Raw genomic sequence first — 17,272 nt, forward strand, 5'->3', positions numbered from 1 at the left:
TAGACGAGATGTGAGTTAAGCTTGCAGAACTATAGACTCTGTGCTGTGTCACGTTTGTTAAATCGTTGTCATTCTTCTGTTGCCCATGAATCCAGCTAAAATTCACCAGCTTTTTACCCGACTCCGAGCGACCCAGCCGACACCAACGACTGAATTATTTTATCGTAGTCCGTTTGAACTGCTGATCGCGGTGATGCTGTCGGCGCAAGCCACCGATAAAAAGGTTAACGAAGCGACAGCGCGGCTATTTTCTCTTGCTAATACGCCGCGAACCTTGCTGGAATTGGGCGAAGCCGAACTGAAGGAACACATCAAAATCATCGGTTTATACAACGCTAAAGCCGCCAATATCCTAAAGACGTGCGCTTTGTTACTGGAGCGGCACGGTGGCGAAGTGCCGCGTGATCAGGCGGCGTTGGAGGCGTTGCCTGGCGTCGGTCGCAAGACGGCCAACGTGATCCGAAACACGGCGTTCGGCGAACCGACCATTGCGGTCGATACGCATATTTTCCGGGTGGCAAATCGCACCGGATTGGCGCTGGGTAAGAGCGTTCGCGAGGTGGAGGACGGTTTGATGGCCAATACGCCGACTGAGTTCAAAATGGGTGCTCACCACTGGCTGATCTTGCATGGCCGTTATGTCTGCACTGCGCGAAAGCCCCGTTGTGCGGATTGCCTGATCCGTGATCTTTGCGAGTATTCCGCTAAGAACGAGGTTGCTGATGTTCGGTCATGATCGTAACAGCTTGCGCCGCTACTATTTGACGGTCTGGAAAAAGACCGAAGCTGGGCTACCGTTGGAGCCGCTGGAACACCTGATCGCCGACGTTATTCGGCAGCATCCCGAATATCATGCGCTGCTGGAAAGCACCGAAGCGATCTTAGACCGAGATTATCTCCCGGAAATGGGGCAAACCAACCCGTTCCTGCACATGGGGATGCATATCGCCATGCAAGAGCAACTGGGCAGTGATCGACCGCACGGGATTCACAATGTGTATCAAAAAATTTGTCGGCGGGCCGGAGATACTCATACCGCCGAACATCTCATGATGGAGTGTCTTGGCGAAACTCTTTGGGAAGCGCAACGATCCGGCAGCGAACCCGACGAGCGGCTGTACTTGCAACGATTGCGTAAGCTATTAGGGCGCTTGTGAAGAATCTGTGCAGAAAAAAAACGCCAGCCCTCGGCTGGCGTTTTCGCGGTTGCGCCCTTTAATACGGTTGCGCTTCAATCTGATCGTCTTCCACCAAATCTTTGTAGGCGTGCCAGGATGCATGACCGATCAGCGGTAGCGCGATGGCCACACCAATATAGAAGGTGAGCAAACCGATTCCGGTAAAAATCACAATCAGTACCGCCCATAGCGCCATGGGGCCTGGATTGGCGCGAACAGCGGTCAGGCTAGTCAGTACAGCAGTAACGAAATCGATCTTGCGATCCAGCATCATCGGAATGGATACCACGCTGATCGCGAACACGAGTGCGGCGATAATCGCGCCTACCATGGTGAGTATCATCAGGAAGGTTAGGCCGCCACCCGAAAAAAACAGCGCCGATACTGAGGTATCGACTGTGAGGTCGCGGAAGCTGACGGCAAACAGCAAAGCGGCTAGGCGCACCCAGACGATCATCAACACGCCGATCAGCAATCCGAAAAGCAGGATCGGTAACATGTTATGGCGCCAAGCCGTTAGAGCTAGCCCTAGCGTCGGTGTTTTGCCGACCTCCAGCCGACGGCTGACATCGTATAGACCCATCGCTAGAAATGGACCGACCAGCATGAACCCGGCTGTCAGCGCCAGGATGAAATGAAAACGGGCGGTGGCAAGATAAATCAGCGCATAGCCCATGATCACGAAGAGCAAGCCATAAGGGATGCTAACGGCGGGTGCTCGCCAGAGATCTTTCCAGCCGGCACCAAGCCATTCCCAGAGTTGATCGGATTTTATGATTCGCACTTTGGGGGTGGCCAAAGAGCTTTCGAGTACCGGAATTGAAGAGACCATTAAATGACCCCTCGGCTAGATAATCAGCCGCGTTGCGACCTTAATCGACGATACAGATCATAGGTCTGTTGGGCGATGCTGCGCCAACTGTAGTGGCGTTCAACTCGTTCGCGGCCTGCCTGGCCCATTCTTGCGAGAAGAGCCGGATCGGCAGCCAAACGGTTGATCGCGCTTGCTAAGCCGTGTTCGAATTTGGCAGGTGAACTGGGGTCATGCGGCGGTTCCGGCGAGAGCTGCGGATCGACCAAGACACCCGTTTCACCATCCACCACGACTTCATTGATACCACCCACCGCGCTGCCAACCACTGGAGTACCGCAGGCCATCGCTTCCAGGTTAATGATGCCGAATGGCTCGTAAATCGAAGGGCAGCAGAAAATCGCTGCGTGTGAATAGAGCGTGATCGTGGTTTGGCGCGAGACCATCTTCGGAATCCAGACAATGCCATCGCGGTGGCTTTGCAGCTCATGAACCATTTCTTCCATCTCGCGCTGCATAGCCAGAGTGTCAGCATCACCCGCGCATAGCACCACTTGCAGTTTTGGATCAAGGTGCGGAATCGCTTGCAACAGATAATACAGGCCTTTCTGCCGGGTCATCCGTCCGACGAACAACACGTAAGGACGGTTCGGGTCGATCCCCAGTTGGGTGATGGCATCGGGGTCGTGTGTTGGCTGATATTCCTCGGTGTCGATGCCGTTGGGAATGACCACGACTCGCGTTGGCTCGACGTTGAACAACCGCAAAATATCATCACGGGTGCTGCGCGAGACCGCAATGATGGCGTCAGCGGTTTCCAGCGCGGTTTTCTCGATCCAGCAAGACAAGTCGTAACCGCGGCCAAGCTGCTCGCGCTTCCATGGCCGCAACGGTTCCAGGGAGTGAACCGTGATCACCAGTGGGATGTTGTAGAGGATTTTGGCCAGAATGCCGCTGAAATGCGCATACCAGGTATGGCAATGGATAATCTCCGCATTCCCTTCCAGATCGTAAACTCCCTGGCCGACAAAGGCGAGGCAGGTGCTTAACGCTTTCAGCGGCGAGACGAAGGATTGCGGACAACCGGCAAAATGGGTGGTATCCATCTTGATGCCACGCACCCGAAGTTGGCCTTCATCAATGGTTTGATCGTGAAAGCTACGGACCTCGACGGGCGTCAGTTTAGCCAGTTCACGCGACAGGTATTCGACATGGACACCAGCACCGCCATAGACATAGGGGGGGTATTCGTTGGTAGTCAGCAGGACGCGCATTCTTGTTGTGCTCCCTTGGGCAGATGAGCCGCGATGAGATAAACGAATTCCGATGAGGCGTCACGTCGGAAGGTCTTTAAGTGTAACATTATGCCAAGCACATACCCGGTATTGGAAGGAAAAAGGCGGCTGCTCACAAGTTCTCGACCAGTGCGCTGACGTCCAGCAGCATCGCTTGTCGGGCCGCTTGAGTCGTTGTCGGTACCGAATAAAAGGCCCGATGGTCCACATGATCGATGCCACAGGCGCCCAGGACGCCTTCCGCCATCGGCCTAACCAGTAATTCGTGCCAGCGCTTTTGTTGGTAGGTATGCTGATCTCCACCTAATGTATTTATTATCAAAGCTTTTTTATGAGTTAATAAGCCTTTCATTCCTGATGGGCCGAAGTCGAATGCAAATTTGTGGGTGAAGATACGGTCGATCCAGCCTTTCAAAATGGCTGGTGGGCCGAACCACCAAATCGGATAGATAAAGACCAGCCCGTCCGCCCAAAGGACCGCATCCTGTTCGCGTCGCGTATCCGCTGGCAAATCGCCGCGCCAGTTCCGAATGAGATCTTCAGGCTCTAAAACCGCTCGGCAGTGCATCTGATACAGGTCATGGATGCGAATGGCATCGCCGCGCTTGGATAGCGTCGTTTCGACCGTATCTAAGATCGTTCGATTGAAACTGCGCGGGTTGGGATGGGCATAGATAATAAGAATATTCATGCGCTTAATAAATGGCACCCAAAGGCAATACAGACTCTGGATTTAGAGCGGTAACAGTTGCTTACGCGACTTGTGCAGTAAAGTGGTGCTCAGCCAGGCCGAGAATCAACTGATCGCCCGACTGTAAGGGTCCGACACCGGCCGGAGTGCCGGTTAGTACCACATCGCCAGGTAGCAGGGTAAAGTGATTCGATATATGCGCCATCAGATCAAAAATACCGAGCATCATTTGTCCGGTATTACCTTCTTGGCGGAGTTCACCATTGATATATAAAGTTAAATTGATCGCTTGCGGGTCGGGCAGACCGGTCGGGCTGAGAAATGGGGATAGGGGGCAAGAACCATCAAAAGCCTTGGCCAGTTCCCAAGGATGACCTTTTTTCTTCAGTTCATTTTGTAGATCGCGCAAGGTCAAATCCAGGGCTATACCGTAGCCACTCACCGCTTGGCGTGCGGTCGAGGCATCCACATTTTGTAGTTTGCGACCTACCAGTACCGCCAATTCCACTTCATGATGACAACTGCCCCGTCCTGTCGGTAATTGAATCGGATCTGCCAGTTGGACCAGCGAGGTAGCGGGTTTAATAAACAAAATGGGCGTTTCCGGTACGGCGTTGCCGAGTTCGCGGATGTGTTCGAGATAGTTGCGGCCGATACAAACGACCTTGCCAGGAGGCAGGCCGAGCGGACTGCCGTCCATAGAACGATGCTGGTAGGGCACAGCGATTTCCTCTTCAGGCGTGGCCGGGTTGGTGGCTATTGTCGGGTAAGGAAGGTGAGGCTCGCAATGTGTACCGAAAAAAATACTGTTAAATTATTAAAAAATAATTATAATCTATTAATTTAATAACAATTTTTATAAATACCATTTATCCTATAAGGTCTGACGTAGCGTTCCATAGCTTGATGGGTTGATCGGCCTATGCTTCATCACCGAGCATTGCCGTTCACCAGGAGCCGGGCTGTAAGTTACGGTGGATCTACAAGAAACACCCCCAGTTAAGCTTATGTAAAAGATTCGAACAAACGCTGTTAAATAGATAACTGTCACTTATTATATTAAACTTGCAATTATAATATGAGTAGAGTATGGTATAAGTATTACATTGCATCATTAGCGGAACTACGTATCCATTGTAAGTATATTGAACATTTTTGGCAGCGTAAGTTTATAGGTTGGTTGGCCTGCGATTTTAAGTGTTTTTTAACTATTTTTTTGATTTTTATAAATTTTAAGAGGCGAGATTATGGATTTTGGTACCTATGTGCGACAATTGCGCGAGCAGCGACGTGAAGTAAACCGTCGTTATTCGGTTCGGCAGACGGCACAACGAATCGGAGTAGAGCCTGCTTACCTCAGTAAGATCGAGCGCGGCGATGTATCGCCACCGTCAGAGGAAACCATTCGACGGCTGGCTGCCGATTTGGGGGAAGACGCTGATTTGTTGCTGGCTTTAGCAGGCAAGGTGTCCAGCGACATCCGCGAAATCGTCATGAAACGCCCCATCTTGTTCGCTGAAATTATCCGTGGTTTGAGCGATGTCCCGGATGATGAATTGAACGTCCTGGTGCGCCGTGTCCGTAATGGGGAATGGTAAAAGATTAAGCGTTTGATCTGATGTCATTCCTGACGGCATGCTGGAGTGCGGTATGAAAGTCGCTCAGAGTTGGGATGATGGCGTAGTCGATGATCTTCGACTGACTGATCTGTTACGGCGCTATGGCGCGACCGCAACTTTCAATCTGAATCCGGGCCTTTACCAATCAGGCCGTTCCTTTGGCTGGCATTATGGCGATAAGGAAGTCTGGCGGCTTGCTCGCGATGAGCTAACGACGGTTTATGCCGGTTTTGAAATCGCCAACCACTCGCTGACTCATCCTAACTTAGCTGATTTGTCGCCGATGGATTTGGCGCGGGAAGTGGGGGATAGCCGTCGGCTGTTACAAGATTGGTTTCAACAGCCGGTGCGGGGTTTTTGTTATCCCTTTGGGACTTTCAATCCCGCCGTCAAGGAAGCGATCCGGGCGACCGGCCATCGCTATGCCCGCACGGTTGCCGAGTACGATTGGGTGTTTCCACCTGGCGATCCCCTGGAATTTGGGGTCAGTTGCCGGTTTGTCGACCCCGCATTTTGGAGCCGCTACGAACAGGCCAAGGCAAGCAATGGCGTGTTCTTGTTTTGGGGCCACAGCTACGAGTTGCTCGACGATGCCATGTGGGCCGATCTGGAACACAAAATCGCCGGTATCAGCGCCGATCCCGCCGCAGAATGGGTCAATCTCGAAAGCTTATTCGCTGCCTGACCCGCGCTCCTTCTGGCCGTCCTTGGCCTCCTGCCTTTCGGTTTATTCCTCCGGCTCATACCCCAAATTCGGCGCCAGCCACTTCTCCGCTTCCGCGACCGTCCAACCCTTACGCCGGGCGTAGTCGGCGACTTGATCGCGGTCGATGCGGCCCACCCCGAAATAACGCGCTTCCGGGTGGCTGAAATACCAGCCGCTGACCGCGGCGGTCGGGGTCATGGCGAAATGCTCGGTCAGGTGAATACCCGCCCTGGTTTCCGCATCCAGCAGTTGCCAGAGCAAGCCTTTCTCGGTGTGATCGGGGCAGGCGGGATAGCCCGGCGCGGGCCGGATGCCGCGATAGCGTTCGTCGATCATGGCCTCGTTATCCAACGCCTCATTGGCCGCATAGCCCCAGAACTCCTTGCGCACCCGTTCGTGCAGCCGTTCGGCAAAGGCTTCGGCTAGCCGGTCGGCCAGCACTTTCAGCAGGATGGCGCTGTAGTCGTCATTGGCCCGTTGGAACGCCGCCACCCGTTCGTCGATGCCGATACCGGCGGTGACGGCGAACGCGCCCAGATAATCGGTGAGGCCGGATTCCTGGGGCGCGACCCAATCCGCTAAGCAGTAATGCGGCTTGCCTTCCGGTTTCGGCGTCTGCTGGCGCAGATGGTGCAATGTCAGCAGCACCTGTTGGCGGCTGTCGTCGGTGTAGAGCGTAACGTCACCGTCGCCGCTGCGGTTGGCGGGGAAAAAGCCGATCACCGCCCGCGCCGTTAACCAGCGTTCGGTGATGATCTTGTCCAGCATCGCTTGCGCCTGCGCGAACAACTGGCGGGCTTCTGCACCTTGGGCGGGATCGTCGAGAATCCCCGGATAGCGCCCCCGCAGTTCCCACGCTTGAAAGAACGGCGTCCAGTCGATGCGCTCCACCAGATCGGCCAGCGGATAATCGTCGAATGCGCGCACGCCGAGGAAGGTCGGGCAGGGCGGAACATAGCTTGCCCACGCCAGTTTTGGCCGATTGGCGCAGACCTGAGCGAGCGGCAGCAGCGGTTCCCGGCTGCGGCGCTTGGCGTGCTGCTCGCGCTTCTGGGCGTAGTCGGTTTTGGTGCGGGTGACGTAATCCGTTTTGCTATCGACGCTCACCAGATTCTGCGCCACGCCGACCGCCCGCGAGGCATCTTTGACATAGATCACCGGGCCGGGATATTGCGGGTCGATTTTCACCGCCGTATGCACCCCGGAGGTGGTGGCACCGCCGATCAGCAGCGGAATAGAAAAATCCTGCCGTTTCATTTCCTTGGCGACGTTCACCATTTCATCGAGCGACGGAGTAATCAGCCCGGACAGGCCGATCATGTCGGCGTTGTGTTCGCGGGCGGCATCCAGAATCTTTTGGGTGGGCACCATCACGCCGAGGTCGATGACCTCGAAGTTATTGCACTGAAGCACCACGCCAACGATGTTCTTGCCGATGTCGTGTACGTCGCCCTTAACCGTCGCCATCACGATGCGGCCATTGCTGCGTCGTTCGCCCTCGCCCTGTTCGGCTTCGATGAACGGGATCAGATAGGCCACCGCTTTTTTCATCACCCGTGCCGATTTCACCACCTGCGGCAGAAACATCTTGCCCGCGCCGAACAGGTCGCCGACCACGTTCATACCGTCCATCAGCGGGCCTTCGATGACGTGCAACGGCCGCTCGGCCTGCTGGCGGGCTTCCTCGGTGTCGGTCTCGACAAACTCGTCGATGCCTTTCACCAGCGCGTGTTCCAGCCGCTTGGTCACCGGCCAGGAGCGCCAGTCCTGCTCCTCGCGCTTGGGGCCGGATGCGCCGCTTTCGTCTTTGTAATGGTCGGCGATCTCCAGCAGACGTTCGGTGGCGTCCAGGCGACGGTTGAGAATCACATCCTCGACCCGCTCGCGCAGGTTCGCCGGAATCTCCTGGTAAATCGCCAATTGCCCGGCGTTGACGATGCCCATGCTCATGCCCGCCTGGATGGCGTGGTAGAGGAATACCGAATGAATCGCCTCGCGCACCGCATTGTTGCCCCGAAACGAGAACGACACATTGGAGACGCCGCCGGAAATCAGCGCGTGCGGCAACTTGGCCTTGATGCGGCGAGTGGCTTCGATGAAATCCACCGCGTAGTTGTTGTGTTCGGCGATGCCGGTAGCGACGGCGAAGATATTGGGATCGAAAATGATGTCTTGCGGCGGAAAGCCGACCTGTTCGGTCAGAAGCCGATAGGCCCGCTGGCAGATGGCGAATTTGCGTTCCTCGGTATCGGCCTGACCCTGTTCGTCGAAAGCCATGACGATGGCCGCCGCGCCATAACGGCGAATCAGTGTAGCCTGCCGGATAAACTCGGCTTCGCCTTCCTTCATGCTGATGGAGTTCACTACCGGCTTGCCCTGAATGCACTTCAAAGCGGCTTCGAGAATCTCCCATTTGGAGGAATCGATCATCACCGGCACCCGGCTGATATCGGGTTCGGCGGCGATTAAATCCAGGAATTTCGTCATCGCTTCCTTGGAATCCAACATGCCTTCGTCCATGTTGATGTCGATGATTTGCGCACCGTTTTCGACCTGCTGGCGGGCGACATCCAGCGCGGCGGTATAATCACCCTTGGTAATCAGCCGCTTGAATACGGCCGAACCGGTCACATTCGTTCGCTCGCCGACATTGACGAATAGCGAATCGGGGCCGATGTTCAGCGGCTCCAGACCGGACAGTCGGCAGCGCGGTGCGATGCTAGGAATCGGGCGCGGCGGGAAATCCTTGACCGCTTCGGCGATGGCGCGGATATGGGCGGGCGTGGTGCCGCAGCAGCCACCGACGATGTTCAAGAAACCGCTTTCGGCGAATTCGCGGATGGTTGTGGCCATCATCTCCGGGGTTTCGTCGTACTCACCAAAAGCGTTCGGCAATCCCGCGTTGGGATGGGCGGAAACGTGGGTGTCCGCAATGCCCGCTAATTCAGCGAGGTAGGGGCGGAGTTGGGTCGCGCCCAGCGCACAATTCAGGCCAAAGCAGAGCGGACGAATCGGCGACAGTGAATTCCAGAACGCCTCGGTGGTTTGGCCAGACAGCACGCGCCCGGATTTATCGGTGATAGTGCCGGAAATCATCACCGGTAAGCGGATTCCAGCCTCGTCGAAAAGCTGCTGAATAGCGAACAGCGCCGCTTTGGCGTTCAAGGTATCGAAGATGGTTTCGACAAGCAGAATATCCGCGCCACCTTGGATTAAACCTTGCGCCGCTTCGGTGTAAGCTGCGATCAGCTCATCAAAGCGGATATTGCGAAAGCCGGGATTATTCACATCCGGCGACAGGCTGGCGGTGCGGCCAGTGGGGCCGAGAATACCGGCGACGAAACGGGGCCGCTCCGGCGTGCTGTAGCGGTCGGCGACCTCGCGGGCCAGTTTCGCCGCTTCCCGATTCAGTTCCGGCACCAGGCTTTCCATGCGGTAGTCGTGCATCGACACCGAGGTCGAATTGAAGGTGTTGGTTTCGATGATGTCCGCGCCCGCTTCCAGATAGGCGGCGTGAATTTCGCGGATAATTGCCGGTTGGGTCAGCACCAGCAGATCGTTGTTGCCCTTGAGATCGCTCGGCCAGTCGCGGAAGCGCGCGCCGCGATAATCCGCCTCTTGCAGCCGGTAGCTTTGAATCATGGTGCCCATCGCGCCATCCAGAATCAGAATGCGGCGGGCCAACAGGTCTTGTAATGGGGCGGTTTTATCGACGGTCATCGGGGCAATACTCGGTTACTTCGGCTGAACGACAAAAATTCACGTAAGCTGAAACGCATCCTGAATCCATTCGACTTGTGGTTCAGCGGCGGTCTGGAGAATCGCCACCACATCAAAACGACAGGGCAGGTCCAGGCGGTGGCGTTGCAGGTAAAAGGCCGCCGCACGCAACAGCCGCTGCTGCTTGCTGCGGGTGACCGATTCGGCGGGCGTGCCGAACTGGCTGGAACGGCGGCTGCGCACTTCGACGAACACCAGTTGACCGCCATCGCGCAGGATCAAGTCCAGTTCGCCGCCACGACAGCGAAAATTGCGCGTCACCAGGGCGAGTCCCCGCGCTTCCAGATAGCGCAACGCCAAATCCTCGGCAGCGGTTCCCTGCGCAACGCGGCTGATCAACGGCGGTCTCCAACGGCGGACAAGCGGCGGGTTAAAAAACAGGCCGCCCTGCTTAACTTAATGAGCATTGCGCTGTTTTCTCCAGAGTCGATCACTGTTACCTTGCTTTCATTGCCTCGTCAACCCAACGATAACCATGACACTCGCTTAAAACATGAATTCATCGTTCCCTTTCGCACAGGCTATGGCTCAGCCCGAACCCTGGTTGGCGCATTATCACTACGATGGGTTGCGCTACGACGAAATGTTTAGGGCGCAAAACGAAGCGCGCCCGCATTATGCCGCCCTCTACGCCCACCTGCTCCAGGAAGGCTCAAAACAATGGCGCGGCCTGTTTAATGAGGTGGATCGGCAGATTCGTGATCACGGCGTCACCTACAACATCTATGGCGATAGCGAGGGAGCGAGCAGACCATGGATGCTGGACCCGCTCCCGCTGATCATTCCGGCGGATGAATGGCGGCAGATTGAAGAAGCCGCGAGGCAACGCGCCCGGCTTTTCAATCATATCGTGTCTGATTTGTATGGTCAGCAGAATTTGCTGACGCAAGGCCAGCTACCGCCCACGCTGATTCTGGGTCAGCCGGCGTTTCTGCGTCCCGCCGCCGGGGTTACACCGCCGCAGGGCGTGTATTTGCATCTGCTGGCGGTGGATCTGGCCCGCTCACCGGATGGGCGCTGGTGGGTCATCAGCGACCGGACGCAGGCCCCGTCGGGCTTAGGGTATGCGCTGGAAAACCGGCTGATCGTTTCCCGCTTGTTTCCTGATTTATTTCAAAGGCTGCGCGTCCGTCGCCTGGCCCCGTTTTTCGCCACGTTTCGAGATGCGCTGTCCGCGTTAGCGCCCAATCGGGAGGGACCGACCCACACCGTTTTGCTCACGCCTGGCCCCTATAACGAGACCTATTTTGAACATGCCTTTCTCGCCCGTTACCTGGGCTTTCCTCTGGTGGAAGGCTCAGACCTGACCGTGCGCGATGGCGCGGTCTGGTTAAAGACGCTGCTGGGGTTGCGCAAGATACAGGTGATCGTGCGGCGGCTGGATGATGACTTTTGCGATCCGCTGGAGTTTCGCGCCGATTCAACCCTGGGCGTGCCCGGTTTGATGGAAGCGGTGCGCCGTGGCCAGGTTCTGGTTGCCAACGTGCTGGGTTCCGGCGTTCTGGAAACCGGGGCGCTCGCGGGGTTTCTGCCTGGTCTTTGCGAGAAGCTCTTGCAGGAGTCGCTGTTGATGCCCAACGTGGCGACCTGGTGGTGCGGCGAGCCATCAGCCCATCAGGAAGCACTGAGTCAGATCCACCGGCTGGTGTTTAAGGGCGCGACGCCGCAGCGGCGCTTCGGGCCGATTTTTGGCGAGGATTTGGATGCGGCGGGTTGTCGGCAACTGGCGACGACCGTGAATGAAGCGCCCACCGAATTTCTGGCTCAGGAATTGGTGGCGCTATCGCGGGCACCGGTGCTGAAACGCCATCCAGAACCGCGGTTGGAGCCGCGTTCGGTGGGACTGCGGGTCTTCGCCGTCGCCACGCCTTCTGGCTATGTGGTGATGCCGGGTGGGCTGGCGCGCACCGCGTCGGAACAGGATGTCCGCGTTCTTTCCAATCAGCGCGGCGGCGGCAGCAAGGATGTGTGGGTCTGCGGCGAATCGCTCGGTTTGCCGCTCTCACTGTTGCAGCGCCCGGTCGGGGTCGGCGATTTGGTGCGCAGCGGGGCGGGCTTATCCAGCCGGGTGGTCGAGAATTTATTCTGGTTTGGTCGCTACACCGAACGCACCGACCACCTGGCCCGCTATCTACGGGTGGCGCTCAGTCGCATTGCCGAATACGCCGAAGCCCCGCTGGAATGGGCCGGGTTGGCGGCGCTCGGCGGGCGGCTGGGCCTGCTGGCGGACGCAGGGGATCAGGCGCGTATGACCACCGGATTGTTGAATGGCGTCGCCGATAAAAATCGGCCAGGGAGTTTGGCGGCGCAAATTCTCCACTTGTCTCGAACCGGCTTTCAATTGCGGGAGCGGCTTTCCGCCGATAATTGGCGCACCTTACATGCCTTGAGCTACACCCTGGAGCAGCAAGCACCGATACCCATTTCGCTGCTGGGCGCGATTGGGTTGCTGGATCGCGCCGTTTCACTGTGCATGACGCTATCGGGTTTTGCCCTGGATGGCATGACCCGCGACCCCGGCTGGCTGTTTTTAGCCCTGGGCCGCCGGATTGAGCGGCTGCAATTTCAAACCCAAGCCATCATGGAAGCGATGAAGATGCCAAGCGAGGCTAACCCCGAATGGTTGCTGGAAGTCTCCGACAGCATCGTTACTTACCGCTCGCGCTATATGGCGCGACCGGAATGGCTGGCGGTGCTGGATTTGCTGATCACCGATGAAAGCAATCCGCGGGGCCTGGTTTTTCAAACCACCAGCATCGGTCACTATCTGGAACAGATCGCCGCCCTGCTGGGGCCGATTCGGGCGCAGGCGGATTTTCAAGTTCAGCATCGCGCCCTGCTGGCGCTGGATATCGGGCAGGAATTTCGTCCCGATTCAGTCGTGTTGCGGGAAACGTTGCACTATTTGCATACCGCAGCGGGCGTACTGGCCGATCAGTTGAGCCTCCAGTTCTTCAGTCATGTCGGCCAAAGCGTCTGGGTCAGCGCGTGAGTACCACCCGTTATCATGTCGTGCATGAAACCGTGTATGAGTACGCGGCACCGGTGCCGTTATCGCAGCACCTGTTGCACTTGTCGCCGCGTGAGCTGGCCTTGCAGCAGGTACACAGCCACCAGTTAGAGATTGAGCCGACGGCGGCGGAACAGGCCCGCTATCTCGATTGGTTTGGGAATCCGATGGTTTGGCTGGCGGTGCGCACCCCGCACACCGTATTGCGCTTGCTGGCCGCCAGCGTGATTGAGGTGCAGCCCCGACCCGGCGCCTGGCGGCAGGCTCTCGGCCCGGCGTGGGAGACCGTCGTGGCGGCGGTGGGGCAATTTCCAGCCACGGAGCCGCTGGAGGTGCAGGAATGCGCCCTGCCTTCGCTGCATGTGCCGCTCAATCCAGCGGTGCGTGATTGGGCGCTCAGCAGCTTCCCGCCTTCCCGTCCGCTGCTGGAAGCCGCCCGCGAGTTGATGGCGCGAATTTATCAGGAATTTACCTTTGACCCGGAGGCGTCCACCGTGGCCACCTCGGTGGCGACGACCTTTGCGCGCCAGCGGGGCGTTTGTCAGGATTTCGCCCATCTGATGTTGAGCGCCTTGCGATCGCTGGGGCTGGCGGCGCGCTACATGAGCGGCTATCTGCTGACCAATCCGCCGCCCGGCCAGCCGCGCCTGATCGGGGCCGATGCCTCCCATGCCTGGGTGTCGTTATGGTGTCCTGGCGTCGGCTGGGTGGATTTCGACCCGACCAATAATGTCCAGCCTGATCTTGAACATGTGGTGCTCGGCTGGGGCCGCGATTTTGCCGATGTCACGCCGATGCGCGGCGTGATTTTAGGCGGCGGCGCGCATCAGGTGCGGGTGCATGTCACCGTCATGCCAGCGGCGCTGCGCAGTATGGAATCGTTGCTGGCGGAAGTGCGAGCAAAAGCGGTTAGCGACCCTGCCAATGCAAGATCTTAAGGGTCAGCGTTGCTGGTATTCCGGCGCTGATCTCAGGTTTTTTTGGTGACCATCATGGTAGTCTGGTATTCGATCACCTGCTGATTGCGCTGGTTGTAAGTCTTGTTTTGGTAGATCAACAAGAACCGCTCCGAATGCTTGGTCGCCCGCAGCGCCACCACTTCCGCATCGGCTCTGAGCGTATCGCCAAACAGCACCGGCGCGGTGAGCTTCAGCTTCTCGACTCCAAGATAAGCGTAGATTTGGTAGCCGTCCTGGGCCAGCAGTTCGGCTACGTTATCCGCCTGATGAACCAACCCATCGGCGACGCTAAAAATGACCGGCCCGGCCAGAGAACGCTCCTTGAACCAGGTGCCTTTGGCATACTCGGAATTGCTGTGAATCGCCATATTGAACCAGGTGAGTTGATGCAGGAGCGAGAAGTCCCCGACATCCAGCGTTCTGGAGACCCGACAAGGAATTTTAGTACCGGCGGTGATTGTAGCCATCAAGCCATGCTCCTGTTGAGTGATTTGGCGCAATCATAAAGAGCGGCTGTGCCGAGGTACAGTTCGGGTATCGCCCAGCGCCGATTGTCAAGCTTTTAGGAGTTACGCAGTTGGATCTCTAACACTCTGATTTTAAAAGAAATCGACTTGTGCGGTAGACAACCGAAATTTTCCATTAATCAATCACTTAGAATTTCAACTGCTAACTCCTAGCTTTTTCAATCTTTTCTAACGGTTCCGTTTGGTGGCTGCGAGAGGCTATAACGCGGTCAGCAGCGCGGCGGTGGTCGCTTCTACACCTTGTGCCATTTTGGAATTTTCCGCCGAAACGCCCGGCCCGGTCGGTAGCAGAAAATCAGCGGCGATGCGCTCAGCGAGCGCGTTGGTTTTATCGATAAAGCGGGTCAGATAGGCGTGCAGTCCTTGCTCCAGCACCTCTTCAATCCGGCCATAACGCAGACTGGAGGCCAATTCTCCAGCCTGCCGACGGGTTTCGCGCGAGCGGGGATTGGCGATGGATTCCAGATGCGCTGCGACTTCCGCCGTGCAATAGGCCAGTGAGCGCGGCATGTCGATATGCAGCACCAAAAGCTCGGCCACCCGCGCCGGAGTAATCAGATCGTGGTAAACCTTGCGGTACGTCTCGAAGGCCGATAAGGAATGCAGCAGGGCGCTCCATTGGTAATATTCACCGGCTTCGTTAGGGCGCGGTGCGGCCGCCAGTTCGCTGTATCTCACATCCAGGATGCGCGCGGTGTTATCGGCCCGTTCGAGGAACAGCCCCAGGCGCAGAAAATAGTTGGCCTCATCACGCATCATCGTGGCGATGCTGACGCCCCGAAATTGATGGCAACGCAGCTTGACCCATTCAAAAAACGCCGCCAGTTCGCCGACATCGAGCTTAGCCGCTTGATAGCGATGCAAATGCAGCCAGGTGGTGTTGATCGTCTCCCACAGTTCCGAGGTTAAGGTGCCGCGCACGGCATGAGCATTCTCGCGGGCCAATTGCAGACAGGAAAAAATACTGCCGGGGTTGGCGCGATCCAGCGCCAGATAATGCGCGACCTGATCCGGCGCTACCGTGCCCTGCTGTTGGCCATAGCTTTCCAGCAGGCCGATGGTGTCCAGCGTGGCCAGCCACAGTTGCTGGATTTCCTGCGGGGTTTGCGGCATCAACAGCATCCGGCTGTTCACGTCCAACAGCCGCGCCAGATTTTCCGCCCGTTCCATATAGCGCGCCATCCAAAAGATATGATCTGCTGTGCGCGATAGCATGACTTAGCCCTCCAAAACCCAGGTGTCTTTGGTGCCCCCGCCTTGGGAGGAATTCACCACCAGCGAGCCTTCTTTCAGGGCAACGCGGGTTAAGCCGCCCGCCACGAAGCGGATCGTATCGCCGGAAAGCACAAAAGGCCGCAAGTCGATATGGCGCGGGGCAATGCCGCTTTCAACAAAGGTGGGGCAGGCGGAAAGCGCCAATGTCGGTTGGGCGATGTATTTTTCCGGCGCGGCCCTAATCCGTGTGCGGAAGGCGGCGATTTCCGCTTTCGTCGCCGCCGGGCCGATCAACATGCCGTAGCCGCCCGCGCCATGCACTTCCTTTACCACCAATTCCGCTAAATGCTCCAGGGTATAGGCCAGGTCGTCGGGCTTGCGCAGCAGATAGGTCGGCACGTTGTTCAGCAAGGGTTCTTCGCCCAGATAAAAGTGAATCATATCGGGAACATAGGGATAGATCGATTTGTCATCGGCGACGCCGGTGCCAATGGCGTTGGCGAGGGTGACATTGCCCGCACGATAGACCGACAGCAGGCCAGGCACCCCCAAGACCGAATCAGGCCGAAAGGCGAGGGGGTCGAGAAAATCATCATCGACCCGGCGATAGATGACATCCACCCGTTGCGGGCCTTGGGTGGTGCGCATGAAAATGTGCTGGTTAGAGACGAATAAATCCTGACCTTCGACCAGTTCCACTCCCATCTGCTGGGCGAGAAAAGCGTGTTCAAAATAGGCGCTGTTAAAGCTGCCAGGCGTCAGCACCACCACCGTGGCATCCGGCGAGTGCTTCGGCGCGACCGTGCGCAGGGTGTCCAGCAACAAATCGGGATAATGCTCCAGCGGCGCCACCCGATGGCGGACGAATAATTCGGGAAAGAGCCGCATCATCATTTTGCGGTTCTCGATCATGTACGAAACGCCAGACGGCACCCGCAGATTGTCTTCCAGCACATAAAATTCACCCGCCCCGGCCCGCACCAAATCGACCCCGGCGATGTGCGCGTAAATGTCATTGGGGACGTTGACCCCGCGCATTTCCTCGCGGTATTGCGTGTTGCCGAGCACCTGTCGGGCGGGAACCAGCCCCGCTTTTAAAATCGCCTGCTCGTGATAAATGTCGTGCAGGAAGGTATTGAGTGCCTTCACTCGCTGGCGTAATCCGGTCGCCAGTTTTTGCCATTCCTCTAGGGGAATGATGCGCGGAATCACATCGAACGGGATCAGGCGTTCCGCGCCTGCTTCGTCGCCATAGACGGCGAAGGTGATGCCGGAGCGGCGAAACAACGCATCGGCTTCCTGGCGCTTGCGCGCCATCCGCTCGCCGGGCGTGTGGTGCAACCACTGCGCATAGTCCTGATAGTGCGGGCGTATCATCCCATCGCGTCCCGTCATTTCGTCATAGAATGGGGGCGCTTCCTGACGATGGAGGCTTTGTTGCTGGCTGGAGAATGCGCTATCCACGCCATACGCCGAGCGAG

The 17,272-nt window shown here is 57.2% G+C and carries 15 protein-coding genes; 6 read left to right on the top strand and 9 right to left on the bottom strand.

Translation table 11 applies throughout. From position 1 onward, the window contains the following. Positions 1-85: 85 nt before the first annotated feature. Both nth and BN873_RS02810 read left to right on the top strand, forming a co-directional pair. Positions 86-736, top strand: coding sequence for an endonuclease III (nth, locus tag BN873_RS02805; protein ID WP_048670454.1), 651 nt, complete (start codon positions 86-88; stop codon positions 734-736). Further along, a complete protein-coding gene (locus tag BN873_RS02810; RefSeq protein ID WP_048670455.1) occupies positions 723-1,157 on the top strand; it encodes a DUF1841 family protein in 435 nt (144 codons plus the stop codon). The genes nth and BN873_RS02810 overlap by 14 nt, the downstream gene beginning before the upstream one ends. Before the next feature lie 58 nt (positions 1,158-1,215). Here the strand turns inward: BN873_RS02810 and BN873_RS02815 are convergent, their stop codons facing one another. From BN873_RS02815 to BN873_RS02830, 4 genes are all read right to left on the bottom strand, one after another. Further along, on the bottom strand, positions 1,216-1,977 hold the full coding sequence (locus BN873_RS02815; protein ID WP_171820407.1) for a DUF2189 domain-containing protein: 762 nt from the start codon (positions 1,975-1,977) through the stop codon (positions 1,216-1,218). A gap of 56 nt (positions 1,978-2,033) precedes the next feature. Then, positions 2,034-3,263, bottom strand: coding sequence for a glycogen synthase (gene glgA, locus BN873_RS02820; RefSeq protein WP_048670457.1), 1,230 nt, complete (start codon positions 3,261-3,263; stop codon positions 2,034-2,036). A 133-nt stretch (positions 3,264-3,396) separates the two neighbouring features. Continuing rightward, a complete protein-coding gene (locus BN873_RS02825) occupies positions 3,397-3,975 on the bottom strand; it encodes an NAD(P)H-dependent oxidoreductase (RefSeq protein WP_048670458.1) in 579 nt (192 codons plus the stop codon). Between the two features lie 61 nt (positions 3,976-4,036). Beyond that, a complete protein-coding gene (locus BN873_RS02830) occupies positions 4,037-4,696 on the bottom strand; it encodes a fumarylacetoacetate hydrolase family protein (protein ID WP_242434357.1) in 660 nt (219 codons plus the stop codon). Between the two features lie 526 nt (positions 4,697-5,222). On the opposite strand from BN873_RS02830, the gene BN873_RS02835 reads away from it, so the two are divergent. After that, complete coding sequence (locus BN873_RS02835; protein WP_048670460.1) at positions 5,223-5,573, top strand: helix-turn-helix domain-containing protein; 351 nt, start codon at positions 5,223-5,225, stop codon at positions 5,571-5,573. Positions 5,574-5,625: 52 nt separating this feature from the next. Next, a complete protein-coding gene (locus tag BN873_RS02840) occupies positions 5,626-6,279 on the top strand; it encodes a polysaccharide deacetylase family protein (RefSeq protein ID WP_048670461.1) in 654 nt (217 codons plus the stop codon). 42 nt (positions 6,280-6,321) lie between these two features. Here the strand turns inward: BN873_RS02840 and metH are convergent, their stop codons facing one another. Beyond that, entirely contained in the window at positions 6,322-10,020 is a 3,699-nt protein-coding gene (gene metH / locus BN873_RS02845; protein ID WP_048670462.1) for a methionine synthase, read from the bottom strand. Between the two features lie 39 nt (positions 10,021-10,059). Then, positions 10,060-10,419, bottom strand: a complete 360-nt coding sequence (locus BN873_RS02850) for a YraN family protein (protein ID WP_048670463.1) — start codon at positions 10,417-10,419, stop codon at positions 10,060-10,062. 154 nt (positions 10,420-10,573) lie between these two features. On the opposite strand from BN873_RS02850, the gene BN873_RS02855 reads away from it, so the two are divergent. Together BN873_RS02855 and BN873_RS02860 are read left to right on the top strand one after the other, a co-directional pair. Beyond that, positions 10,574-13,072: a circularly permuted type 2 ATP-grasp protein gene (locus BN873_RS02855; RefSeq protein WP_242434358.1), complete on the top strand. Its 2,499-nt coding sequence runs from the start codon at positions 10,574-10,576 to the stop codon at positions 13,070-13,072. Next, positions 13,069-14,028, top strand: a complete 960-nt coding sequence (locus BN873_RS02860; RefSeq protein WP_048670465.1) for a transglutaminase family protein — start codon at positions 13,069-13,071, stop codon at positions 14,026-14,028. Before BN873_RS02855 ends, BN873_RS02860 begins: the two co-directional genes overlap by 4 nt. A gap of 32 nt (positions 14,029-14,060) precedes the next feature. Here the strand turns inward: BN873_RS02860 and BN873_RS02865 are convergent, their stop codons facing one another. From BN873_RS02865 to BN873_RS02875, 3 genes are all read right to left on the bottom strand, one after another. Then, positions 14,061-14,516: a hotdog family protein gene (locus BN873_RS02865; RefSeq protein ID WP_048670466.1), complete on the bottom strand. Its 456-nt coding sequence runs from the start codon at positions 14,514-14,516 to the stop codon at positions 14,061-14,063. A gap of 258 nt (positions 14,517-14,774) precedes the next feature. Further along, positions 14,775-15,791, bottom strand: coding sequence for an alpha-E domain-containing protein (locus tag BN873_RS02870; RefSeq protein WP_082161053.1), 1,017 nt, complete (start codon positions 15,789-15,791; stop codon positions 14,775-14,777). Positions 15,792-15,794: 3 nt separating this feature from the next. Next, positions 15,795-17,186 carry a circularly permuted type 2 ATP-grasp protein gene (locus BN873_RS02875; RefSeq protein WP_048670700.1) on the bottom strand — a complete coding sequence of 464 codons (1,392 nt, stop codon included), beginning with the start codon at positions 17,184-17,186 and terminating at the stop codon, positions 15,795-15,797. Between the last annotated feature and the right edge of the window lie 86 nt (positions 17,187-17,272).

The sequence above is a fragment of the Candidatus Competibacter denitrificans Run_A_D11 genome, assembly GCF_001051235.1.
GTDB lineage: Bacteria > Pseudomonadota > Gammaproteobacteria > Competibacterales > Competibacteraceae > Competibacter_A > Competibacter_A denitrificans.

Excerpts from the sequence above, each read along its gene's own strand:
- nth (WP_048670454.1), top strand. The coding sequence starts at position 86 with ATGAATCCAGCTAAAATTCACCAGCTTTTTACCCGACTCCGAGCGACC.
- BN873_RS02810 (WP_048670455.1), top strand. The coding sequence starts at position 723 with ATGTTCGGTCATGATCGTAACAGCTTGCGCCGCTACTATTTGACGGTC.
- glgA (WP_048670457.1), bottom strand. The coding sequence starts at position 3,263 with ATGCGCGTCCTGCTGACTACCAACGAATACCCCCCCTATGTCTATGGC.
- BN873_RS02825 (WP_048670458.1), bottom strand. The coding sequence starts at position 3,975 with ATGAATATTCTTATTATCTATGCCCATCCCAACCCGCGCAGTTTCAAT.
- BN873_RS02835 (WP_048670460.1), top strand. The coding sequence starts at position 5,223 with ATGGATTTTGGTACCTATGTGCGACAATTGCGCGAGCAGCGACGTGAA.
- BN873_RS02840 (WP_048670461.1), top strand. The coding sequence starts at position 5,626 with ATGAAAGTCGCTCAGAGTTGGGATGATGGCGTAGTCGATGATCTTCGA.
- metH (WP_048670462.1), bottom strand. The coding sequence starts at position 10,020 with ATGACCGTCGATAAAACCGCCCCATTACAAGACCTGTTGGCCCGCCGC.
- BN873_RS02855 (WP_242434358.1), top strand. The coding sequence starts at position 10,574 with ATGAATTCATCGTTCCCTTTCGCACAGGCTATGGCTCAGCCCGAACCC.
- BN873_RS02865 (WP_048670466.1), bottom strand. The coding sequence starts at position 14,516 with ATGGCTACAATCACCGCCGGTACTAAAATTCCTTGTCGGGTCTCCAGA.
- BN873_RS02870 (WP_082161053.1), bottom strand. The coding sequence starts at position 15,791 with ATGCTATCGCGCACAGCAGATCATATCTTTTGGATGGCGCGCTATATG.
- BN873_RS02875 (WP_048670700.1), bottom strand. The coding sequence starts at position 17,186 with ATGACGGGACGCGATGGGATGATACGCCCGCACTATCAGGACTATGCG.